This is a genomic window from Geodermatophilus marinus, assembly GCF_003428645.1.
Classification (GTDB): domain Bacteria; phylum Actinomycetota; class Actinomycetes; order Mycobacteriales; family Geodermatophilaceae; genus Geodermatophilus.
In genome coordinates this window covers 334,102-355,998 of sequence record NZ_QVQH01000002.1, presented here as the reverse complement: position 1 = coordinate 355,998, position 21,897 = coordinate 334,102, and the positions used below count along the sequence as shown (strand labels likewise).

Genomic DNA, 21,897 nt, shown 5'->3' with positions numbered 1-21,897 from the left:
CACACCGGCAACCCGCCCACCGGGCGGGACGAGGGACGTTAGGTGAGCCGGCCGGTCCGCGGGGTGCCGTGACCACGATCTGTGGACGACGCCGCGCACCGGTCCACCCGCCCGGGTGTCACCCGCCACCGGCGCCGGTGACCGACCGCAGGGAACCGGCCGGGGGGGCCTACGTCTCTGAGTGCACCTGCACTCAGAGACGTAGGACCCGCGGTGGGCAGGTGCGTCCGACCCGGCCACGCCCCCGTCAGCAGGCGCCGACCACCGCCGGCTGCTCCTCCCGCGGTGACGGCCGCGGGGCGGCGCCCTCCACGGTGAGGTGCGGCAGGGCGCGCTCCAGCCGGCGCGGCAGCCACCAGTTCGCCCGGCCGAGCAGTTCCATCGTCGCCGGCACGAGCACCAGCCGGACCAGCGTCGCGTCGACCAGCACCGCCACCGCGAGGCCGAAGCCGAACAGCTGCAGCTCCCGCGCCGAGCCGAGGACGAAGCTGCCGAAGACGCAGACCATGATGGCCGCCGCGGCGGTGATCACCCGCGCCGTCCGCGCCAGGCCGGTCGCCACGGCCGAGGCGTTGTCGCCGCTCGCGTCGTATTCCTCGCGGATCCGGGAGAGCAGGAAGACCTCGTAGTCCATCGACAGCCCGAAGACGATCGCGATCAGCATCATCGGCACCCAGGCCTCGACCGGGGCCACGCCCTCGACGCCGAGCAGGTCGCCCGCCCACCCCCACTGGAACACCGCGACCAGCGCCCCGAAGGCCGCGCCGATCGACAGCAGGTTCACCACGACCGCCTTGAGCGCGACCAGCAGGCCCCGGAACACGACGGTCAGCAGCAGGAACGACAGCCCGAGGACGACGGCCAGGAACAGCGGGAGCCGCTGGGCGGTGTAGTCGGCGAAGTCGATCGCCGCCGGCTGGGTCCCGCCGACCGCCACCTCCACGCCGGTGCCACCCACGACCCCGGGGACGACGTCCTCGCGGAGCCGGTGCACCAGCTCGGCGGTCGCCTCGTCGCGGGGTGCGGACGCGGGCACGACCTGCAGCACCGCGGTCCCGCCGTCCCCGGAGAGCACCGGCGGGGCCACCGAGGCCACGCCCGGGTCGGCGGCGACGGCCGCCGCCAGCTCGCCGGCCGGGGCGGCCGCCCCGCCACCGGCGGCGTCGACGGCCACCACCAGCGGCCCGTTCGCCCCCGGGCCGAACCCCTCGGCGACCAGGTCGTAGGCCTGCCGGGCGGTCGACCCCTCGGGCAGGGTGCCGGCGTCGCTGAACCCGAGCCGCAGGTCCAGCACCGGCAGCGCGAGCAGCACCAGGGCCGCGAGGGAGGCGGTGGCCCAGGCGACGGGACGCCGCTGCACCGTGCGGGCCCACCGCCCGGCGGCCGCGCCCGACCCGTCGGTGCTCCGCCGGCGGGACCGCGCCGTCCGGTCGATGCGGCCGCCGACGATCGCGAGCAGCGCGGGCAGCAGGCTGACCGCGCCCAGCATGGTCACCAGCACCGACGCGGCGATGCCCAGCGCCACCCCGGTGATGAGCTCCATGCCCATGAGCACCAGGCCGAGCGAGGCGATGACCACCGTGGTGCCCGCGAACAGCACGGAGCGGCCGGCCGTGTGCTGGGCGAGCGCCACCGCGTCGGGCACCGTCAGCCCCGAGCGCCGGGCCTCCCGGAACCGGGTCACGACCAGGAGCGAGTAGTCGATGCCGACCCCGATGGCGACCATCCCGGCGGCGGCCCCGGCGAAGCTCGGCACGTCGAGCACGTGCGCGGCCAGCCCGATCGCCGCCACCCCGCAGGCGGCGCCCAGCACGCCCACGACCAGCGGTAGCAGCATCGCCACGAACGAGCCGAACGCGACCAGCAGGACCACCGCGGCCGCGGCCACGCCGATCACCTCGGCCGGCGGGCCGCTCTCCGCCTCCTCCTCCACCGGCAGCCCGATCTCCACCCGCAGGCCGGGCACGTCGAGGTCGGCGCGGAGCCGGTCGAGGGTGGCCGCGGCCTCGGCCACGTCGGCGGGGTCGCGCTGGGGCAGGTCGACCTGCAGGTAGGCGACGTCGCCGCCGGGCGCCACCTGGTGCTGCCCGCCGGGCTCGAACGGGCTGGTCACCTCCACACCGGGCAGCCCGTCCTCGACGGCGGCCGCCAGGTCGTCGACCGCCGCCCGCACCGCCGGGGCGCCGACCCCGCCGTCGGCCTGCAGGACCACCTGCGCCGACGTCCCCGACCGGGCCTCGAACCCGGCGCCGGCGAGCAGGTCCGCGGCCCGCCGGCTCTCCGACCCGGGCAGGGCGAAGTCGTCGCTGGTCGGGCCGGCGAGGGCGCCGGAGAGCGCGGTGAGGGCGACGACCGCGGCGATCCAGGCGGCGGTGACCGGCCAGCGGTACCGGACGCAGCGGCGGGCGAGCGAGGCGAGCACGGCGGCCTCCTGGCGGGAGCGGGACGGGACGGCTCCGGACGCTAGGAACGGGACCGGCTCGCCGTCGTCCGCCCACCGGACCGATCTGGGTACGCACCTGGACGTACGCCGGACCGCCGGACCGCGCTCCCGGGCGGACGCCACGGGCCGCCGCGACGTCCTAGCCTCGCCGCATGACCAGGCGCCCCGGGCGCGTCGACGTCGCCCTCGCCCTCGCCGCCGTGCTCCCCTCGTGGGCCGCGCTCGCCGCCCACCTGGAGCCCGAGGCCCGGCCGGCCGACGTCGCGGCGGTGCTGCTGCTCGCCCTGCTCGGCGCGCCCATGCTGGTGCTGCGGCACCGCCCGGCGGTGGCCCTCGCCGCCACGCTGGCCGTCCTCTACCTGTACTACGTGCTCGGCTACTCCGCGGTCGGCCTGGTCGTGCCGCTGGCCCCCGCCTTCTACACGCTGGCCGAGGCCGGGCGCTGGCGGACCGGCGTCGCCGCCGGCGTGGTGCTGACCGCCCTCACCACCACCTGGCGGCTGGTCGAGCCCTCCCCCGACGAGAACCCGGGGCTCGTGCTCGGCTACGACCTCGCGCTGTCCACCGTCCTGCTCGCCGCGGTGCTCGCCTTCGGCGACGCGGTGCACTCCCGCCGGCGGTGGCGGGCCGAGACCGCCGAGCGGCTGCGGCGGGCGGCCGAGGAGCGGGACGCCGAGGCCGCCCGCCGGGTCGCCGCCGAGCGCATGCGCATCGCCCGCGACGTCCACGACTCGCTCGGCCACGCCGTCGCCGTCGTCACCCTGCACGCCGCCGTCGCCGCCGAGGCGCTGCACGACGACCCCGCCGCCGCCCGCCGCGCGCTGGAGACCATCCGCACCGTCAGCCGCGACGTGCTGCACGACCTGCGCGGCACCGTCGGCCTGCTGCGCGGCGCCGACCCGGAGGGCGGCGCCGGGCCGGCCGGCCTGGCCGACCTCCCCCGGCTCGTGGCCGCGACGGCCGCCACGGGGCTGGACGTGCGCCTGGCCGTCGAGGGCGAGCCGGGGCCGCTCCCGGCCGGCGTCGAGGCCACCGCGCACCGGGTGGTGCAGGAGTCGCTGACCAACGTGCTGCGCCACGCGCGGGCCGCCACCGCCACGGTCACCGTCGCCCACGGGCCCGGAACGCTGACCGTCAGCGTCGTCGACGACGGCCGCGGGGGGAGTGGCCCCGGCGGAGCCGGTCACGGGCTGGCCGGCATGCGGGAACGGGTGGGGCTGCTCGGTGGCCGGCTGTCCGCCGGGCAGCGGCACGGGGGCGGCTTCGCGGTCCGCGCGGTGCTGCCGGTGGCCGACCGGGTGGGGACGCCGGCGTGATCCGGGTCCTGGTCGTCGACGACCAGCCGCTGGTGCGCGCCGGGGTCCGGGCGGTGCTCGAGCGCGGCGGCGACATCGAGGTGGCCGGGGAGGCCGGGGACGGCCGGGCCGCGCTCGACCGGCTGCGCGCCACGCCGGTGGACGTCGTCCTGCTGGACCTGCGGATGCCGGTGCTCGACGGAATCGAGACCACCCGCCGCGTCGTCGCCGACCCCGCGCTCGGCGGGGTCGCCGTCCTGGCGCTGACCACCTTCGACGACGACGAGCTGGTCTTCGGGGCGCTGCGGGCCGGCGCCAGCGGTTTCCTGCTCAAGGACGCCGAGCCCGACGCCCTGCGCCGGGCGGTGCGCGCCGCGGCCGCCGGCGAGGCGGTGCTCGACCCGGCGGTGACCCGCAGCGTGCTGGCCGCGGCGCTGCACGCTCCCCCGCCGACCGACGCAGGCCTCGTGGCGCAGCTCACCGGGCGGGAGCGGGAGGTGCTCGTGGCCGTGGCGCAGGGCCTGTCCAACGAGGAGGTCGGCCGGGCGCTGCACATGAGCCCGGCCACCGCCCGCACGCACGTCGGCCGGGTGCTGACCAAGCTCGCCGCCCGCGACCGCGCCCAGCTGGTCGCCATGGCCTGGCGGGCGGGCCTGGTGCCCGCGGGCGGCGAGGGGGCGGCCGGCGCCCCCTCCCCGGTCAGCGGGCCGCGCGGCGCACGGTGAGCTGGGGCGGGCTGGCGAGCGATTGCGCCACCACGCAGTACCGCTCGGTGAGCCGGCCGAGCGTGGCCAGCGTCGCCTCGTCGGCGTCGGTGTCCAGCTCGGCGTCGACGGTGATCGGGCCGAACCCGACCGGCGCCTCCCGGGAGACGCCGAGCGTCCCGCGGGCGTCCATGTCGCCGCGGGCGGTGAGCCGGGCCGAGCGGATCCGCACGCCCATCGCCGTGGCCACGCTGCGCATCGTCACCCCGGTGCAGGCCAGCAGCGCCTGCAGCAGCATGTCCCCCGAGCAGGCGTCCGAGCCGTCGCCGCCGGTGGCCGGGTGCAGGCCGGCGCGGGCGGGCCCGGACCAGGTCTGCACCGTGCACGTGACCCCGGGGTCGGAGAAGTCGGCGTGCGCCTCCATCCGCGCGCACGCCGACGCCGGGTCGTCGCGGTAGCGCTGCTTGAGCGGTGCCTGCAGTTCCCGCAGCTGGACGGCGTCCACCCGACCTCCTCGTGCGCGATCGACCGGCCCATCGTTGCTGCTGCGCGAGGGTCCCGCCAGCCCGGTGCCCGGGCGCTAGCCTGCGCGGCATGGCCGACTGGTCGGACGTGCGGGCGCTGGCCCTGGCGCTGCCGGAGACGGCCGAGCGCACCTCGCGCGGCAGCCTGCAGTGGGTGGTGCGGGCCCGCGGGTTCGTCTGGGAGCGGCCGCTGCGCCGGGCCGACCTCGCGCACCTGGGCGACCGGGCGCCCGCGGGTCCACTGCTCGGCGCGTACGTCCCCGACCTCGGCGTCAAGGAGGCGCTGCTCGCCGACGACCCGGCGGTCTACCTGACCACCCCGCACTTCGACGGCTACCCGGTCGTGCTCGCCCGGCTCGAGGTCATCGGGCCCGAGGAGCTCGCCGAGCTGGTCACCGAGGCGTGGCTGTGCCGGGCCCCGACGCGGCTGGCCCGCGCGCACCTCGCCACCCACCCGCCGGAGGACCTCAGCCCGTGACCTCCGCGGCCAGGTCGACCACCGTGCCCACCAGCGCCTCGCCGTCGAGCAGCACCCGGTCGTTGTGCCCGGCGCCGGGCACCTCGACCAGCCGGTACGGGTCCGCCGCGGCCGCGGCGACCTCTCGGCTCTGCGCGGGGGGCACGATCGCGTCCGCCGTCCCCAGGACGACGGCCGTGGGCACCTGCACCGTCGCGATCCGCTCGGCGACGGGGAACCTGTCCCGCAGCAGCGCGCGGACCGGCAGGAACGGGTAGTGCTCGGCGCCCACCGCGGCCAGGTCCACGAACGGAGAGCGCAGCACCAGCCCGGCCGGCGGGTGCTCGGTCGCGAGCTCCGTGACCACCGCGGCCCCGAGGCTCTCGCCGAAGTAGAGCAGCCGGTCCGGGGCGCCGCCGGCCTCGCCGAGCAGGTACGCCCGCGCGGCCCGGACGTCCCGGGCCAGCCCCTCCTCGCTCGGGCTGCCCGGGTTGCCGCCGTAGCCGCGGTAGTCGAACAGCAGCACGGCCAGCCCGTGGTCGGCCAGCGCGCGCGCCAGCGGGGCCCGGTACCCGCGGTGGCCGCCGTTGCCGTTGGCCACCAGCACGGTGGGTGACGCCGGCCCGGTCCCGGGCACGAACCACGCGCCCAGCCGCAGCCCGTCGGAGGTCTCCAGCACGACGTCGCGCGCGCCGGGCAGCACCTCGGCGGCGGCCGGCACCGGCCCGTCGTCGGGCAGGTAGACCAGCCGCCGCTGCAGCCCCCAGAGCAGGCCGGTCAGCACGACCAGCACCAGCAGGACGACGAGCGCCGCCCGGCCCGCGCGCCGCCGCACCGCCCGCTCAGTGCCGCCCGGGCAGGACGGCGTCGACCAGGTGCGGGCCGGGCTCGGCCAGCGCCGCGCGCAGCTGGTCGGCCAGCTCCTCGGCGGACGTGGCCCGGGTGGCGGGCACGCCCATGCCGGTGGCCAGCGCGACGAAGTCCAGCCCGGGACCGCTGAGGTCCAGCAGCCGGCCGGCGCGCTCGCCGCCGCCGCTGGCCCCGACCCGCGCCAGCTCGTGCTCGAGGATCGCGTAGGAGCCGTTGTCGCAGACGACCACGGTGACGTCGAGCCGCTCGCGGGCCATGGTCCACAGCGCCTGCGGCGTGTACATCGCGCTGCCGTCGGCCTGGACCGCCACCACCGGCCGGTCGGGGCAGGCCACCGCCGCGCCCACGGCCATCGGCAGCCCGTCGCCGATCGCCCCGCCGGTGAGGGCGAGCCAGTCGTGCCGCGGCGCCCCGGAGGTCAGCTCGGCCAGGCCCACACCCGAGGTGAGCGCCTCGTCCACGACGACCGCCCGCTCGGGCAGCAGCGCGCCGAGGACGGCCGCCAGCGAGCGCGGGGTGAGCGCGCCGGTGGGCAGCTCCGGGCGGCCGGCCTCGAGCAGCACGGGCTCGGCCGCGGGCGCCACCGCGTCGGCCAGGGCCCGCAGGGCGGCCACGCCGTCCTCCCCCGGCTCGGCGAGCACGTGCACCGCGCAGCCGTCGGGCACCGGCGTGCCGGGCACGCCGGGGTAGGCGAAGAAGTGCACCGGCGATGCGGCCCCGACCAGCACCACGTGCGCGGTGCCGGCCAGCGCGGCGATCGCCATCTCCGGCGGGTACGGCAGCCGCCCCACGTCGGGCAGGCCGGCGCCGCGGACGGTGCGCGCCGGGAAGGTCTCGGCCAGCAGCCGGGCACCGGTGCCGGCCGCGACCTGCCCGGCGGCCAGCAGCCCCTCCTCGCTCGCCACGACGTCCCCGCCGACGAGGAGCACCGTCGGCTCGCCGCGGCCGAGCACGGCGGCGACCTCGTCCACCACGGCGCCGGCCACCTGCGGCGCGGGGCGGAGAGGCCGGGGCGCGGCCACCGACGCGCCCTCCTCCCACGAGACGTCGGCGGGCAGGACGAGGGTCGCCACCCCACCGCGGGCGGCCGCGGCCACCGCCTCGGCGGCGTCGGCGCCGACGTCCTCGGCCGTCAGCGACCGGCGCACCCAGGTCGACACCGACCCGGCCAGCGCGTCGATGTCGGACTCCAGCGGCGCGTCCAGCCGCTTGTGCCCGCGCGCGTGGTCGCCGACCACGACGACCTGCGGTGCCCGGCCGCGCCGGGCGTTGTGCAGGTTGGCCAGCGCGTTGCCCAGGCCCGGGCCCAGGTGCAGCAGCGTGGCCGCCGGGCGGCCGGCCATGCGGGCGTAGCCGTCGGCGGCGCCGGTGGCCACGCCCTCGAAGAGGGTCAGCACGCCGCGCATCTCCGGGACGTCGTCCAGCGCGGCGACGAAGTGCATCTCGGAGGTGCCGGGGTTGGCGAAGCAGACGTCCACCCCGGCACCGACGAGCGTGCGGATGAGGGCCTGCGCGCCGTTGGGGGCGTCGGTCACGGCATGAACGGCAGGCCGGAGTGCAGCTCGCGCACCTCGAAGTGGGCGATGCTCGCCCCGCCGGTGGCGAAGTTGGCGACGTCGGCGGCCGCGGCCTGCCCCTCCGGGGAGGCGAAGGCCTTGCCCATCGCCTCCTCGGACTGGAAGTCGAGCTCGGCGACGAGGTAGGGCGCCTGCTGCGAGGGGTCCAGCGCCGCCGCGTGCCCGACCGTGAAACCGACCAGCCCCGGCATCTCCACGACCAGCGGCACGTGGGTGTCCCGGTAGTACTCGTCGAAGGCCCCCGGGTCCTCGGGCTGCCCGTAGCTGACCACGACCCTGTGCACCATGTCAGACCGCTCCTCGGCGTCGGCCCGGGCACCGCTGCCCGGGGGTCGCCCCCCACCCTGGCAGGCGGGGGGCGACCGGCGCGACCGGGGAGGTGCCGCGGCTCAGAAGGTCAGCACCAGCCGGCCGCGGACGCCGCCGGCCTCCAGCACGCGGTGCGCCTCGGCGCCCTCCTCCGCCGGGAAGGTGCGCGCCACCCGCAGGGTGAGCACGCCCTCGGAGGCCAGCGCGCGCAGCCGCTCCAGCGCGGCGGCGTCCTCGGCGGCACGGCGCACCAGCACCGGGGTCACCCGCAGGTCGCGCGCGCCGTCCCCGCGGTAGCCGCGGACGGTGGCGACCGCGCCGCCGTCCCGCACGGCGGGCAGCACCTGCGCGTCCTGCACCGACCCGTCGGCCAGGCCGTCCACCCCGTCGGGGTGCAGCTCCCGGATCCGCTCGGCGACCTCCGGGCCGCGGCGCACCACCTGGTGGGCCCCCAGCTCCCGCACCAGCTGCTCGTCGGCCTCGGAGGCGTCGGCGACGACGGTCAGCCCGGCGTGCCGGGCCAGCTGGACGACGTAGCCGCCGAACGCGCCGGCCGCGCCGGTCACCGCGAGCACCTGCCCCGGCCGCAGCGCCAGCGCCGCGAGCGCCAGGTGCGCGGTCAGGCCGTTCATCGGCAGGGTCGAGGCCGCGACGTCGTCGGCCCCGTCCGGCGCCCGGGCCACGGAGGCGGCCGGGAGCACGAGGTCCTCCCGGTAGGCGCCGTGCGCCCCGGTGGGGACGACGACGGCCATCACCCGGTCGCCCGGCGCGAGGTCGGTCGCGGCGTCCGGGCCGACCTCCAGGACCTCGCCGGCGGCGTCCATGCCGGGCACGTAGGGGAACTCCTGCACCGGGTCGCGGGAGGCGTAGGCACCGCTGCGCAGGTGGGTGTCGGTCGGGTTGACCGTCGCCGCGCGCACCCGCAGGCGCACCTGGCCGGGGCCCAGCGGCTGGTCGGGGACGTCGACGACGTGCAGGGCCTCCGGCCCGCCGAACTCGGTGACTGCGACAGCTCTCATGCCCCCCGGCAAGGTCCCGGGCCGCCGTCGTCTTCCCGCCGCGCCCCGGACCGGCAGCGCCGCCGGGGAATGACCGCGGCGTCCCGCGTGCTGCACACCACATCCCCCCTCCTCCCGCGAGAGGTCGCCCATGCCCGCACTCCTGCAGGACCGCCCGACGCCGTCCCCCGCCCCGCGGCCCCGTCGATCCCGCCGCCGGCTCGTCGCCGTGGGCGTCGGCCTGGCCGTGCTCGTGCCCGTCGCCGCGCAGGTCCGCGACCGGCTGCCCGGCTTCGGCGACCCGTTCGAGCAGCAGGTCGTCCACCGCGACACCACCCCGCTGCTGCTGGCCCTGGAGGACCTCGCCGAGTACCACGCCGCCGCGGCGACCTTCCAGGTCGTCGTCGACCGCGAGGTGGACACCCCGTGGGTGCCCTCGGCGATCAGCGGCGAGCGCGTCTCCTTCCTCGCCACCGGCACCGTCGACGCCGCCGTGGACTTCTCGGGCCTGGACGACGACCGGGTGACCCTCTCGCCCGACGGCCGCTCGGCCACCGTCGTCCTCCCCGCACCGGAGCTCGGCGACGTGCGCATCGACCCGGAGGAGAGCCGGGTCCTCGACCGGGACCGCGGGGTGCTCGACCGCGCCGCCGACGCCCTCGGCGACGGCCCCGCGGACGACGGCGAGCTGTACGCGCTGGCCGAGCGCCGGCTGGCCCGCGCGGCCGCCGCCAGCGACCTGCTGGAGCGCGCGGAGGGCAACACCCGGGCCATGCTGACCGGGCTGGCCGGCTCGTTCGGGGTCGAGGACGTCGAGGTCCGGTTCGAGGAGGCCCGGGGCGACGCGGGCTGAGCCGCGGCCCCCCGGGCCGGCCGTCGTCAGCGCTTGAGGCCGTACTCCTTGAGCAGGCCGCGGCTGATGATCGTCTTCTGGATCTCGCTGGTGCCCTCGCCGATGAGCAGGAACGGCGCCTCGCGCATCAGCCGCTCGATCTCGTACTCCTTGGAGTAGCCGTACCCGCCGTGGATCCGGAAGGCCTGCGTGGTGACCTCGGCGCAGTACTCGCTGGCCAGCAGCTTGGCCATCCCGGCCTCGACGTCGTTGCGCGCCCCGGCGTCCTTGAGCTTGGCGGCGTTGACCATCATCAGGTGCGCCGCCTCCACCTTGGTGGCCATCTCGGCCAGCTGGAAGGCGATGGCCTGGTGCTGGGCGATCGGCTTGCCGAAGGTCTCCCGCTGCTGGGCGTAGGCGACGGCCAGCTCGAAGGCGCGGATGGAGATCCCGCAGGCGCGGGCGGCGACGTTGACCCGCCCGACCTCGACGCCGTCCATCATCTGGGCGAAGCCGCGCCCGGGCTGCCCGCCGAGGACCGCGTCGGCGCCGATCCGGAAGCCGTCGAACACCAGCTCGGTGGTGTCCACGCCCTTGTAGCCCATCTTGTCGATCTTGCCGGGGATGGTCAGCCCCGGGAGCACCTCGCCGAAACCGGCCGGCTTCTCGACCAGGAACGTGGTCAGGTTCTGGTGGGCCTTCTCGGCGCCCTCGTCGGTGCGCACCAGCGCGGCGACCAGGGTCGAGGAGCCGCCGTTGGTCAGCCACATCTTCGCCCCGTCGACGACGTAGGAGTCGCCGTCCCGCCGGGCCCGGGTGCGGATGCCCGCGACGTCGGAGCCCAGACCGGGCTCGGACATCGAGAACGCGCCGCGCACCTCGCCGGTGGCCATCCGCGGCAGCAGGCGCTCCTTCTGCTCCGGCGTGCCGTGCTGCATCACCATGTAGGCGACGATGAAGTGGGTGTTGATCACCCCGGAGACGCTCATCCAGCCGCGGGCGATCTCCTCCACGACCAGCGCGTAGGTCAGCAGCGACTCCCCGAGGCCGCCGAACTCCTCGGGGATGGTGAGCCCGAAGATGCCCAGCTCCTTGAGGCCGTCGACGATCTCCTGCGGGTAGGCGTCGGCGTGCTCCAGCTCCTGGGCGTGCGGGATGATCTCCTTGTCCACGAACGTGCGGACGGTCGCCAGGATCTCCTGCTGGACGTCGGTCAGGTCGGCGGTCTGCGCCAGGCGGGCCATGCGGGTGCCTCCTCGGGACGGCTCTGTCCGTGGTTACCGGTGAGTATGGGCCACCGCCCACGCCGGGCCCCGGTGTCCCTCGTCACTCCCCCGGCGCGGTTACCGTCGAGCCGGTGGGTTCCCCGCGCGTCGCCGCCGTCGTCACCGCTGCCGCCCTCACCGCCGGGCTGCTCGGCGGGTGCGGCGGGAGTGCCGGGGAACCGGCCGCGACCCCCACCGGCGAACCGGCCCCGGCCCGGGCCGAGCGCTCGGCCGCGGCGGCGGCCGACCCGGCGACCGCCGGCACGGCGGCGGAGGCGGCCCTCGCCGTCGCCCTGCGCGCCTCCGACCTGCCCGAGGGGTGGACGGTGCAGGCCAACCCCGTGCCGGACGGCGACCTGGCCGGCAACCCGAGCCTCGCCGGGATCTGCGGCGTCGACCTCACCTCCGAGGCGCGGCGCACGGCCAAGTTCCCGGTCGTGGGGGTCGACCCGGCCGGTCGGGCCGCGGTGGCGTCGGAGGCGATCGCCTACGACTCGCCCGCGGCCGGGGGGCTGGCCCTCACCGAGCTCCGCGACGCGCTGGAGTCCTGCCCGGCCGGCGACCGCACCCTGGTCGAGCCCCCGGCCCTCGAGGGGCTGACCGGCACCGTCGTCGCCGCCCGGTGGCAGCTCGAGGACGGCACGACCCAGGACCTCGTCGCCCAGGGGCGTGGCGCGGTGGTGTCGGTGCTGATCGCGGAGGATGCTGCGGCGGGCGCGACGGCGGCCCGGGGCATCGCCGCCCGGCTGGCCGCGCTGCCCGCGGCCGCGGTCGGCAGGTGACCGGCGGCCCCGCGACGGGAGGACGGCATGGGCACCCACGACGACCGACGGCACGGCACCCCGCCGCCCGGCTGGGGGCAGGTGCCGGCGTACGGGCCCCCGCCGGGGCCGGGCGTCCCGCCGGGGTACCCGTACGGCCCGGGGCCCTACCGGCGCCCGACGAACACCCTCGCCGTCCTGTCGCTGGTCATGGCGTTCGTCTTCGCGCCGGCGGGCCTGGTGCTGGGCATCGTGGCGCGGCGGCAGATCCGGCAGACCGGCGAGGAGGGCGACGGCCTGGCGCTGGCCGGGATCGTCGTCGGGGCCGTCGCCTGCGCCCTCGTCGTCCTGCTGGTCGTGCTGTGGGTCGTCGCCGTGGTCGCCCTGGCCGGGGTCTCCTTCGCGCCGTAGGCCGCGGGAGCGGGCGGGGGTGCGCGGCTCCCGGGTCCGCGCTCAGCCCTCGGGTGGGGTGAAGGACGACGTCCGGGCCATGCCGGCGGCCCGGCCCTTGCCCGCGATGACCAGCGCCATCTTGCGGCTGGCCTCGTCGATCATCTCGTCGCCGAGCATCGCCGACCCCTTCTTCCCCCCGGCCTCCGAGGTGTACCAGTCGTAGGCGTCGAGGATGAGCTCGGCGTGGTCGTAGTCCTCCTGCGACGGCGCGTAGATCTCGTTGGCCGCGTCGATCTGGCCGGGGTGCAGCACCCACTTGCCGTCGAAGCCCAGCACCGCCGAGCGCTTGGCCACCTCGCGGAAGGCGTCGACGTCGCGCACCTGCAGGAAGGGGCCGTCGATGGCCTGCACGCCGCGGGCGCGGGCGGCCATGAGGATCTGCATCAGGATGTAGTGGAACGGGTCGCCCGGGTAGTCGGGGTGCAGGGCGCCGACGACCAGGGACTTCATGTTGATGCTGGCCATGAAGTCGGCCGGGCCGAAGATGATCGTCTCGATCCGCGGGCTGGCGAAGGCGATGTCGTCGACGTTGATCAGCCCCTGCGCGGTCTCGATCTGCGCCTCGATGCCGATCCGCCCGACCTCCAGGCCGTTGGCCTTCTCGATCTGGGTGAGCAGGAGGTCCAGGGCCGCGACCTGGGCGGCGTCGGCGACCTTGGGCAGCATGATGCAGTCGAGCTCGGTGCCGGCGCCCTCGACGACCTCGACGACGTCGCGGTAGGTCCACTCCGTCGTCCAGTCGTTGACCCGGACGGTGCGGATCTTCTCGCCCCAGCCGCCCTCGGTGAGCGCCGCCACGATGTTCTTGCGCGCCCCGGGCTTGGCCAGCGGGGCGCAGGCGTCCTCCAGGTCGAGGAACACCTGGTCGGCGCCCAGCTCCTTGGCCTTCTCCAGGAACCGGGGGTTGCTGCCCGGCACGGCGAGGTTGGAACGGCGGGATCGGAGCTCGGCCACGGTGCCTCCGCGAGACGTCGACGTCGGTTCACCGGAGGGTAGCGACGGCTCAGGTGGCCGCTTCCACCAGCGTCGAGGGCCGCCCGGCACGCACCACGAGGGCGACGCCCGCCACGACCAGCGCCACCCCGGGCAGCGCCAGCAGCGGCGGCACCTGCTGCAGCAGCACGAGCGCGAACAGCAGCGCGCCGGGCACCTCCAGCAGCACAACCAGGCTCACCACGGTCGGGCCCACGGCGGAGAGCACCAGGTTGAGCAGGGTGTGCCCGAACAGCTGGGCGCAGACGGTGATGGCGGCGATGAGCAGCCAGTCGCGGGCCGTGAAGCCGACGAGCGGGTCGCCGACCACGGCCGCGGCGAGGGCTACCACCACCGCGCAGGTGGAGTAGCAGACGACGGCGTAGGCCGACGTGGACAGCCGCTGCCGGGCCCGTGCCCCGGCCAGCACGTAGCCTGCGGCGCAGATCGCGCCCAGCAGCGCCAGGCCGTCGCCGGCCAGGGCGCGCAGGCTCACGCGGACGTCGACGCCGGCGATGAGGACCACCCCGGCGACGGCCAGCACCAGCCCCCACCAGACCGCGGCCGGCAGGCGCACCCCGCTGGCCCGGGCGACCAGGGCGGTCCAGACCGGGGTCGTGGTGACCAGCGCGGTGGAGGCGGCCACCGTCGTCATCGACAGGCTGGGCAGCCAGGCGGCGAAGTGCGCGGCGAGGAACAGCCCGGCCAGCGCGGAGGTGCGCAGGTCGGCCGCGCCCAGCCCGGCCAGGGCGCGCCGCTCGCGCATCAGCAGCACCGGCAGCAGCACGGCCGCCCCGGCGGCGTTGCGCCAGAAGGCCAGCGCCAGCACCGGCGCGGCCAGCAGCGTCGTCAGCGGCGCGGACAGCGAGATCCCGACGACCGCCAGCGACATGACCCCGAGCTCGCGCCCGCCGGGCCGGTGCACCGCCCACGCGGAGGCGGATGCCGGGGCGGTCACGGGGCCCGACGGTAGCCTCGTCCCCCGTGACCACGGTGACCCGGGCGTACGTCTCGCGCGTCGCCGGGCTGCCGGTGTTCGACCCCAACGGCGACCGCGTCGGCAAGGCCCGGGACGTCGTCGTGGCCCTCCGCGTGGGCACCGCCGCGCCGCGGGTCCTCGGCCTGGTGGTGGAGGTGGTCGCCCGCCGCCGCATCTTCGTGCCCATGGGCCGGGTGACCACCCTGGACCCGGGGGCCGTCGTGCTCGCCTCCGGCACCCTCAACCTGCGGCGGTTCGAGCAGCGCGCCGGGGAGACGCTGGTGCTCGGTGAGCTGCTGGACCGGTCGGTGCGGATCGCCGAGTCCGGGCGGCCGGCGACCGTCGTCGACGCCGGCATGGAGCAGACCCGCACCGGCGACTGGGTGCTCTCCCGGCTGGCCGTGCAGGAGCCCGGCCGGCTCGGCCGCCGCGGCCAGTTGCAGCAGCTGGCCTGGGACGAGGTGACCGGGCTGGCGCTGCCCGAGAGCGGGCAGGGCGCCCAGACGCTCATCGCCACCTACCGCGAGCTCAACGCCGCCGACCTCGCCCACGCGCTGCAGGAGCTGCCGGTCAAGCGGCGGCACGAGGTGGCCGAGGCCCTGGACGACGACCGGTTGGCCGACGTCCTCGGCGAGCTGCCCGAGGGCGACCAGCTGTCGATCCTGGGCACCCTCAACGAGGGCCGAGCCGCCGACGTCCTCGAGGTCATGGACCCGGACGACGCCGCCGACCTGCTCGCCGAGCTGTCCAACGTCGACCGCAACCGGCTGCTCGAGCTGATGGAGCCCGACGAGGCCGAGCCGGTGCGCCAGCTGCTGCAGTACTCCGAGGACACCGCCGGCGGCATCATGACCAGCGAGCCGGTGATCCTCACCCCCGACGCGACCATCGCCGAGGCGCTGGCCCGCGTGCGCCAGCCGGAGCTGAGCCCGGCGCTGGCCAGCCAGGTCTACGTGTGCCGCCCGCCCTCGGCCACCCCCACCGGGCGCTACCTGGGCCTGGCGCACATCCAGCGGCTGCTCCGCGAGCCGCCGTCCAGCCTGGTCAGCGGCGTGCTCGACGACATGGACCCGCTGCGTCCCGGGGCGCCGCTGGGCGAGGTCACCCGCTACTTCGCCACCTACAACCTGGTCGCCGCCCCCGTCGTCGACCCGCAGCGCCGGCTGGTCGGCGCCGTCAGCGTCGACGACGTCCTGGACCACCTCCTGCCCGACGACTGGCGCGAGCGGGCCCGCCGTGGCTGAGGGGCGGCGGCTCGACGTCCCCCGCGGGGCGCGGACCTTCGGCAGCTTCCTGCGGCTGGACCCCGACGCGGTGGGCCGCTACGCGGAGGGGATCGCCCGCTTCCTCGGGACCGGCCGCTACCTCGCCGTCCAGACGCTGCTCGTCATCGTCTGGATCGCCCTGAACGTCTTCGCCGTCCGGCTGCGGTGGGACCCGTACCCGTTCATCCTGCTCAACCTGGCGTTCTCCACCCAGGCCGCCTACGCCGCGCCGCTGATCCTGCTGGCGCAGAACCGCCAGGCCGACCGCGACCGGGTGCAGGCCGAGGAGGACCGCGCCCGCGCGGCGGTGACCCGCGCCGACACCGAGTACCTGGCCCGCGAGCTGGCCGCCCTGCGCGTGGCGATCGGCGAGCTGGCCACCCGCGACTTCATCCGCGGCGAGCTCACCCGGCTGACCGAGGAGACCGCGGACGAGGCCGAGCGCCGGGAGCGCAAGGCCCGCAAGAAGCGGGAGCGCGAGGCCGCCGCGCAGGAGACGGCCGGCTGACCCCGCCGGCCGGCGACCTCAGCCGGTCAGCACGTTCACCAGGGCGCCGGCCGCCCCGGCCAGCAGCAGGACGACGACGAACGGCGCGCGCAGCGCCAGCGCCAGCGCAGCCACGGCCAGCCCGGCCAGCCGGCCGTCGACGACCAGGGCGGTGCCCGCCGTGAGCGCCTGCACCGCGACCAGCGCGGCCAGCAGGGCGGCCGGGACGACGTCGACCACCCGGGTCACCCACGGGTGCTGCACCCACGCGGCCGGCACCGACAGCCCGGCCAGCTTGAGCAGGTAGCAGCCGACCGAGGCGGCGACCACCACGGCCCACAGCGCGCCGCCGCTCACGCCCGCCCCCCGGCCGGGCGCGGCCGGCCGGCCAGCAGCACGGCCACCGCGGCGGCGAGCACCTGGACCCCCGGGGGCACGACCGGGGTCAGCAGCAGCGCGACCGCCGCCCCGCCCGCGGCCACCCGGCGCTGCACCGGGGCCTCGGGCGCCCCGCGCCGCAGCCGGGGCCAGAGCAGCGCCAGGAACGCCGCGGGGACGACCGCGTCGAGCGCGGCCCGCGCGGTCTCGCCGAGCGCGGCCGCGCCGAGCACGCCGGCCAGCGTCGCCGCGTTCCAGGTCAGGTACAGCGCGGCGCCGCCGGCGAGGAAGGCCAGCCGGGCCAGTCGGCGGTCGGGGGCGGCGACGGCGAGCGCGGTGGTCTCGTCGATGACCCAGTGCGCGGTGCCGGCGCGGCGGAGGAACCCGCGGGGGCGCAGCAGCGGCAGCAGCCGCACCCCGTAGAGGGTGTTGCGGGTGCCGAGCAGGAGGGCCGAGCCGATCGCGGCCGGGCCGCCGCCGCCGGCGCCCAGGACGCCGACGAGCGCGAACTGGGAGGCACCGGTGAACATGACCGCCGAGAGGACGACGGCCTGCCACGGGGACAGCCCGGCGGCGCCGGCCGTCGCCCCGAAGGCGGCGCCGTAGAGGCCGACCGCCAGCCCGAGGCCGATCGCGTCGCGCAGGGTCGCGGCGCGCTCGGCGGTGGTCACCCGGCGACCCTAGGGAACGCCACCGACAGGTCGTGTGACCTCCCCCGTGGGCGGGCACGGGGAGGGGGTCGGCCGGCCGAGACGAGGTGCTGATGACGCTGACCCAGCGGCTGGACCGGTTCCAGCGGCGCCACCGCTGGGCGGGGTTCCCGCTGGCGGTGCTCTACAAGTTCTTCGACGACACGGGGATCTACCTGGCGGCGCTGATGGCGTACTACGCGCTGCTGTCGCTGTTCCCCCTGCTGCTGCTGCTCACCACCGTGCTCGGGTACGCCCTGGCCGGCAACCCCGAGCTGCAGGCCGACATCGTCGGCACCGCGCTGGCCCAGTTCCCGGTCATCGGCGCGCAGCTGGAGGAACCGGAGCAGCTCGGGGGCGGCGCCGTGGGCCTCGCCATCGGCATCGCCGGCGCCCTGTACGGCGGCCTGGGCGTCGGGCTGGCCCTGCAGAACGCCGTGAACACCGCGTGGGCCGTGCCGCGCAACCGCCGTCCCAACCCCGTCGCCGCCCGGGGCCGCAGCCTGCTGCTGCTGTGCACGGTGGGCCTGGCGCTGCTGGCCACCACGGCGCTGTCGACCTTCTCGGGCAACGCCACCGTCTTCGGGACCGACCTGGGCACCGCCCTCCCGGTCGTCATGATCGGCGTCTCGGTGCTGGTCAACGCCGGCTTCCTCGTGCTGGCCTTCCGGCTGGCCACCGCCCGCGACCTGGGCATCCGCGACGTCGCCCCCGGCGCCCTGGCCGCCGCGGTCGTCTGGCAGCTGCTGCAGTCCTTCGGCGGCATCCTGGTCACCCGGGTGGTCCGCGACTCCAGCGCGACCAACGGGGTCTTCGCCCTGGTGCTCGGTCTGATCGCCTTCCTGTTCGTGGCCGCGATCGCCGTCGTCCTCTGCGTGGAGGTCAACGTGGTGCGGGTCGACCGGCTGTGGCCGCGGGCGCTGCTCACCCCGTTCACCGACGACGTCGAGCTCACCCGCGGCGACGAGCGGGTCTACACCCGCGCCGCCCGCGCGCAGCGCACCAAGGGCTACGAGCGGGTCGAGGTCCGCTTCGACAAGCGGCTCGACGAGGACACCTCCCCGGGCGTCCCGCTCCCGGGGACGCCGGTGATCCCGGTGCTGCGCGAGCCGGAGGACGAGCGGCCGCGGTGAGGGGTACCTCACGGCCGCAGCCGCCGGTGCCCTCCGGGGCCGCCGTACAGTGGCGGTGGTCCGAGTGAGCAGGTCGTGGCCCGGATGCGGCCGGCCGCCCCCGGATCCCCGACGGAGGAGACAGACGAGAACGATGCCCGACCAGCTGACCGGCACGCCCGCGCTGGACGCCGTCAACGCGGCGCTGGCGACCGTCCAGGACCCGGAGATCAACCGCCCGCTGCCCGAGCTGGGCATGGTCAAGGACGTCCAGATCGAGGCGGACGGCACCGTCCGGGTCGAGGTCTACCTCACCGTCGCCGGCTGCCCGATGCGCCAGACCATCACCGACCGGGTCACCGAGGCCGTCTCCGGGGTCCCCGGGGTCACCGCGGTGCAGGTGGGCCTGGACGTGATGAGCGACGAGCAGCGCGCCGAGTTGCGCCGCACCGTCCGGGGGGACGCCGCCGACCCGGTGATCCCGTTCTCCCAGCCCGGCTCGCTGACCCGCGTCTACGCGGTCGCCTCCGGCAAGGGTGGCGTCGGCAAGTCCAGCGTCACGGTCAACCTCGCCGCCGCGCTGGCCAAGCGGGGCCTGTCCGTGGGCGTGGTGGACGCCGACATCTACGGGCACTCGGTGCCGCGCATGCTCGGCGTCGAGGACAAGCCGACCCAGGTCGACAACATGATCATGCCGCCGCAGGCCTTCGGCGTGAAGGTCATCTCGATCGGCATGTTCACCCCGGGCAACACCCCGGTCGTGTGGCGCGGGCCGATGCTGCACCGGGCCCTGCAGCAGTTCCTCGCCGACGTGTGGTGGGGCGACCTCGACGTCCTGCTGCTCGACCTGCCGCCCGGCACCGGCGACGTCGCCATCTCGATCGCCCAGCTGCTGCCCAACGCCGAGATCCTCGTCGTGACCACGCCGCAGCTGGCCGCGGCCGAGGTGGCCGAGCGGGCCGGGGCGATCGCCACCCAGACGCACCAGCAGGTGGTCGGCGTCATCGAGAACATGTCGTGGCTCGAGCTGCCCGACGGCTCCCGCATGGAGGTGTTCGGCTCCGGCGGCGGCCAGACGGTCTCCGACGCGCTGACCCGCACCCTCGGTGCCCGGGTCCCGCTGCTGGGGCAGATCCCGCTGGACACCCGGGTGCGCGAGGCCGGGGACGCCGGCGCGCCCGTCGTCCTGGCCGAGCCGGGGTCGCCGGCCGCGCAGGCGATGAGCGCGGTGGCCGAGGGCCTCGCCGTCCGCCAGCGCGGGCTGTCGGGCATGTCGCTGGGGCTGACCCCGGTCCGCCACTGAGCCCGGTCGCCGAGAGGCCGGTCCCCGCGCGGGCCGGCCTCTCGCGCTGTCGGGGGTGGTAGCGGGGCGTGATCGGCACCGGCCGGGTCACCCCTCGCTGGCCGAGGGGCCGGGGTGCCTCCGGGGCCGGACCTCCGGCTGCGCCGCCTCCGGCGGACGCAGCGCGGCGGGCCCTCCCGGCGCGGACCGGCGGATCAGGTCGCGTCGACGTCGAACGGCGGCGGGGTGGCGTGGTCGCGGGTGCGGACGGCGTCCCTGGCGGCCACCGCACCGCCGGTCTTGGTCAGCCCGACCGAACCGGTGGCGCTGCCGCGGCGGGCCGGTGGGGCGTCGTCGTCGGCGAGCAGCTGGCTGCGGATGAAGGTCTTCGGGTGGTACTGGCGCAGGTCGAGGTCGCGCAGCCCGGCCAGGTCCTCCCCCAGCGACTCGTCGACCTGCGCCCGGACGCCGGTCACCGCCGCGCGCACCTTCTTCAGCCCGGCGGCGGCCTCCTTGGCCAGGTCGGGCAGCCGCTCGGGGCCGAAGATGAACAGCGCGGCGAGCACGAGGACGACGATCTCGCCCCAGCCGATCGAGTCGAACACACCCGCTCCCGTCCTGCCGGCGCACGGACCGGTGCCGCGCGCCCTCAGCGTAGGCCCCCGCCGCCGCGGGTCACCGCCCCCGAGCTGGGGGGCGGGTCACGCCGCGTCGAGGGTGGCCTCGAGCGTGGTCGACGACCCGGTGCGGACCACCTCGACGGTGACGGTGTCCCCCGGGTCCCGGGAGTCCACGGCGACGACGAGCTCCTCGGAGCTGCCCACGGGCTGGTCGTCCACGGCGATGATGACGTCCTGCTCGCGGATGCCGGCCTCCGCGGCCGCGCTGCCCGGCTCGACGTTGACCACCAGGGCGCCGTCCCGGGTGCCGTCGGTCACCGACCGGGCGTTGACGCCGAGCGAGGCGTGCACGGCGCGGCCGGTGCCGATCAGCTGCTCGGAGATGTCGCGCACGGTGTCGATGGGGATCGCGAAGCCGAGGCCGACGCTGCCGCCGCCGAGCGAGGCGATGGCGGTGTTGATGCCGATGACCTCGCCGGCGCCGTTCACCAGGGCGCCGCCGGAGTTGCCGGGGTTGATCGGCGCGTCGGTCTGCACGGCGCTGATGACGGCGTTGGTGTCGCTGCCCTCACCGGCCAGCCGCACCGGCCGGTCGAGGGCGCTGACGATGCCGCTGGTGACCGTGCTGGCCAGGCCGAGCGGCGACCCGATGGCGACGACCGGGTCACCGACGACGACGGAGTCCGAGCTGCCGAGCGCGGCGGTGAGCAGGCCGGGCCGCTCGACCTTGAGGACGGCGATGTCGCTGGCCGGGTCGCGCCCGACGATGCGCGCCGCCGAGCCGCTGCCGTCGTCGAAGACCGCGCGGATCTCGGCCCCCTCGATGCCGTCGGCACCGGAGACCACGTGGTTGTTGGTGACGATGTACCCGTTCTCGCCGTCGACCACCACGCCGGAGCCGGTGGCGCCGGCCTGGCCGATGCGCACCTCGACCGAGACGACGGCGGGGGTCACCCGGGCGGCGATGTCGGAGACCGAACCGGGCTCGCGGGCGATGCCCTCGTCGGTCTCGTTGAGCTGGGTGCCCGGCGCGAGCAGCGGCGTCTCCTCGGCGGTGCGGGTCAGCAGGTAGCCGATCCCCCCGCCGAGGGCGCCGGCGACCAGGACGGCGAGCAGCACGAGCGCCGACACCCGGACCGACAGGTCGCGCAGCCGCAGCCGCCGGCGGCCGCGCGCGTCGACCACCACGGGCCCGGGCTGCTCGGCCAGGTCGTCCGCGAAGACGGCCGGCCCGGTGAGCCCGGCCGGGGCGTGCGGGTCGCGCCAGGGGTCGGAGCGCGCGTCGGGCTTCCACCACGGCCCGGCCGAGGTGCGGCGGCGGCCCGGCCGACCGCCCGGCGGCTCCTGCAGCCCGCGCCCGGCGCCCGGCGGCGGGGCGAAGGCCCGCAGGACCGCCTCCGGCGGCGGGGCGGGGACCGGGGGCGGCGGGGGCAGCGGCCGGTCCCGGCCGAAGCTGCCGTCGACCGCCGCGGGGCGGGAGAAGGCGGCCTGCTGCGCGGCGTCGGGCCGCCCGGCCCGGGGCAGCGCGACGGGCCGGGTCGCGCCCGGCGGCGGGTCGAAGCCGCCCACGCCCTCCCGGGGGCGGGCGAAGGCCTCGTCGGGGACCTGCTGCGGCGGTGCGCCGT

23 protein-coding genes are annotated in these 21,897 nt (G+C 76.9%); 10 read left to right on the top strand and 13 right to left on the bottom strand.

The window, feature by feature from the left end:
• Positions 1-247 precede the first annotated feature (247 nt).
• Positions 248-2,422 (bottom strand): MMPL family transporter, encoded by a 2,175-nt coding sequence (locus D0Z06_RS04095; RefSeq protein ID WP_158579871.1) that lies wholly within the window; start codon positions 2,420-2,422, stop codon positions 248-250.
• Between the two features lie 173 nt (positions 2,423-2,595).
• Here D0Z06_RS04095 and D0Z06_RS04090 point away from each other — a divergent pair, with 173 nt between their 5' ends.
• Positions 2,596-3,759 (top strand): sensor histidine kinase, encoded by a 1,164-nt coding sequence (locus D0Z06_RS04090; protein ID WP_117376064.1) that lies wholly within the window; start codon positions 2,596-2,598, stop codon positions 3,757-3,759.
• Positions 3,756-4,463: a response regulator gene (locus D0Z06_RS04085; RefSeq protein WP_117376063.1), complete on the top strand. Its 708-nt coding sequence runs from the start codon at positions 3,756-3,758 to the stop codon at positions 4,461-4,463. Before D0Z06_RS04090 ends, D0Z06_RS04085 begins: the two co-directional genes overlap by 4 nt.
• Here D0Z06_RS04085 and D0Z06_RS04080 read toward each other — a convergent pair.
• The gene (locus tag D0Z06_RS04080; RefSeq protein ID WP_117376062.1) at positions 4,438-4,947 is read right to left on the bottom strand and encodes an OsmC family protein; all 510 of its coding nucleotides are present in this window, start codon (positions 4,945-4,947) and stop codon (positions 4,438-4,440) included. The two genes, D0Z06_RS04085 and D0Z06_RS04080, sit on opposite strands and share 26 nt — an antisense overlap.
• 89 nt (positions 4,948-5,036) lie before the next feature.
• Here D0Z06_RS04080 and D0Z06_RS04075 point away from each other — a divergent pair, with 89 nt between their 5' ends.
• Complete coding sequence (locus D0Z06_RS04075) at positions 5,037-5,444, top strand: MmcQ/YjbR family DNA-binding protein (protein ID WP_117376061.1); 408 nt, start codon at positions 5,037-5,039, stop codon at positions 5,442-5,444.
• On the opposite strand, the gene D0Z06_RS04070 is transcribed toward D0Z06_RS04075, so the two are convergent.
• The 4 genes from D0Z06_RS04070 to D0Z06_RS04055 form a co-directional block, all read right to left on the bottom strand.
• Entirely contained in the window at positions 5,434-6,258 is an 825-nt protein-coding gene (locus D0Z06_RS04070; protein ID WP_117376060.1) for an alpha/beta hydrolase, read from the bottom strand. The genes D0Z06_RS04075 and D0Z06_RS04070 overlap by 11 nt on opposite strands.
• Before the next feature lie 7 nt (positions 6,259-6,265).
• Positions 6,266-7,828: an acetolactate synthase large subunit gene (locus tag D0Z06_RS04065; RefSeq protein WP_117376059.1), complete on the bottom strand. Its 1,563-nt coding sequence runs from the start codon at positions 7,826-7,828 to the stop codon at positions 6,266-6,268.
• On the bottom strand, positions 7,825-8,157 hold the full coding sequence (locus tag D0Z06_RS04060) for an EthD family reductase (RefSeq protein ID WP_117376058.1): 333 nt from the start codon (positions 8,155-8,157) through the stop codon (positions 7,825-7,827). The genes D0Z06_RS04065 and D0Z06_RS04060 overlap by 4 nt, the downstream gene beginning before the upstream one ends.
• A 102-nt stretch (positions 8,158-8,259) precedes the next feature.
• Positions 8,260-9,198, bottom strand: a complete 939-nt coding sequence (locus tag D0Z06_RS04055) for an NADP-dependent oxidoreductase (RefSeq protein ID WP_117376057.1) — start codon at positions 9,196-9,198, stop codon at positions 8,260-8,262.
• A gap of 130 nt (positions 9,199-9,328) precedes the next feature.
• Here D0Z06_RS04055 and D0Z06_RS04050 point away from each other — a divergent pair, with 130 nt between their 5' ends.
• Positions 9,329-10,030, top strand: a complete 702-nt coding sequence (locus D0Z06_RS04050) for a DUF4230 domain-containing protein (protein ID WP_117376056.1) — start codon at positions 9,329-9,331, stop codon at positions 10,028-10,030.
• Positions 10,031-10,056: 26 nt separating this feature from the next.
• Here D0Z06_RS04050 and D0Z06_RS04045 read toward each other — a convergent pair whose 3' ends face one another.
• Positions 10,057-11,253 carry an acyl-CoA dehydrogenase family protein gene (locus D0Z06_RS04045; RefSeq protein ID WP_117376055.1) on the bottom strand — a complete coding sequence of 399 codons (1,197 nt, stop codon included), beginning with the start codon at positions 11,251-11,253 and terminating at the stop codon, positions 10,057-10,059.
• Between the two features lie 113 nt (positions 11,254-11,366).
• Here D0Z06_RS04045 and D0Z06_RS04040 point away from each other — a divergent pair, with 113 nt between their 5' ends.
• Positions 11,367-12,056 (top strand): hypothetical protein, encoded by a 690-nt coding sequence (locus D0Z06_RS04040; RefSeq protein ID WP_117376054.1) that lies wholly within the window; start codon positions 11,367-11,369, stop codon positions 12,054-12,056.
• 27 nt (positions 12,057-12,083) lie between these two features.
• Positions 12,084-12,446, top strand: coding sequence for a DUF4190 domain-containing protein (locus tag D0Z06_RS04035; RefSeq protein WP_117376053.1), 363 nt, complete (start codon positions 12,084-12,086; stop codon positions 12,444-12,446).
• Positions 12,447-12,488: 42 nt separating this feature from the next.
• Here D0Z06_RS04035 and D0Z06_RS04030 read toward each other — a convergent pair whose 3' ends face one another.
• Positions 12,489-13,442, bottom strand: a complete 954-nt coding sequence (locus D0Z06_RS04030; protein ID WP_117376052.1) for an HpcH/HpaI aldolase/citrate lyase family protein — start codon at positions 13,440-13,442, stop codon at positions 12,489-12,491.
• A 49-nt stretch (positions 13,443-13,491) separates the two neighbouring features.
• The gene (locus D0Z06_RS04025) at positions 13,492-14,418 is read right to left on the bottom strand and encodes a DMT family transporter (RefSeq protein ID WP_233517432.1); all 927 of its coding nucleotides are present in this window, start codon (positions 14,416-14,418) and stop codon (positions 13,492-13,494) included.
• A gap of 26 nt (positions 14,419-14,444) precedes the next feature.
• On the opposite strand from D0Z06_RS04025, the gene D0Z06_RS04020 reads away from it, so the two are divergent.
• Both D0Z06_RS04020 and D0Z06_RS04015 read left to right on the top strand, forming a co-directional pair.
• On the top strand, positions 14,445-15,683 hold the full coding sequence (locus tag D0Z06_RS04020) for a magnesium transporter MgtE N-terminal domain-containing protein (protein WP_117376051.1): 1,239 nt from the start codon (positions 14,445-14,447) through the stop codon (positions 15,681-15,683).
• On the top strand, positions 15,676-16,212 hold the full coding sequence (locus D0Z06_RS04015; protein WP_117376050.1) for a DUF1003 domain-containing protein: 537 nt from the start codon (positions 15,676-15,678) through the stop codon (positions 16,210-16,212). Before D0Z06_RS04020 ends, D0Z06_RS04015 begins: the two co-directional genes overlap by 8 nt.
• Before the next feature lie 18 nt (positions 16,213-16,230).
• Here D0Z06_RS04015 and D0Z06_RS04010 read toward each other — a convergent pair whose 3' ends face one another.
• A complete protein-coding gene (locus D0Z06_RS04010) occupies positions 16,231-16,548 on the bottom strand; it encodes an AzlD domain-containing protein (RefSeq protein ID WP_117376049.1) in 318 nt (105 codons plus the stop codon).
• Entirely contained in the window at positions 16,545-17,240 is a 696-nt protein-coding gene (locus tag D0Z06_RS04005; protein WP_117376048.1) for an AzlC family ABC transporter permease, read from the bottom strand. Before D0Z06_RS04005 ends, D0Z06_RS04010 begins: the two co-directional genes overlap by 4 nt.
• A gap of 92 nt (positions 17,241-17,332) precedes the next feature.
• On the opposite strand from D0Z06_RS04005, the gene D0Z06_RS04000 reads away from it, so the two are divergent.
• The gene (locus tag D0Z06_RS04000; protein WP_117376047.1) at positions 17,333-18,391 is read left to right on the top strand and encodes a YihY/virulence factor BrkB family protein; all 1,059 of its coding nucleotides are present in this window, start codon (positions 17,333-17,335) and stop codon (positions 18,389-18,391) included.
• 133 nt (positions 18,392-18,524) lie between these two features.
• Entirely contained in the window at positions 18,525-19,673 is a 1,149-nt protein-coding gene (locus D0Z06_RS03995; RefSeq protein ID WP_117376046.1) for an Mrp/NBP35 family ATP-binding protein, read from the top strand.
• A 194-nt stretch (positions 19,674-19,867) separates the two neighbouring features.
• Here D0Z06_RS03995 and D0Z06_RS03990 read toward each other — a convergent pair whose 3' ends face one another.
• Positions 19,868-20,257, bottom strand: a complete 390-nt coding sequence (locus D0Z06_RS03990) for a twin-arginine translocase TatA/TatE family subunit (RefSeq protein ID WP_117376045.1) — start codon at positions 20,255-20,257, stop codon at positions 19,868-19,870.
• A gap of 96 nt (positions 20,258-20,353) precedes the next feature.
• Positions 20,354-21,841: a S1C family serine protease gene (locus tag D0Z06_RS03985; RefSeq protein WP_117376044.1), complete on the bottom strand. Its 1,488-nt coding sequence runs from the start codon at positions 21,839-21,841 to the stop codon at positions 20,354-20,356.
• Positions 21,842-21,897: the final 56 nt, after the last annotated feature.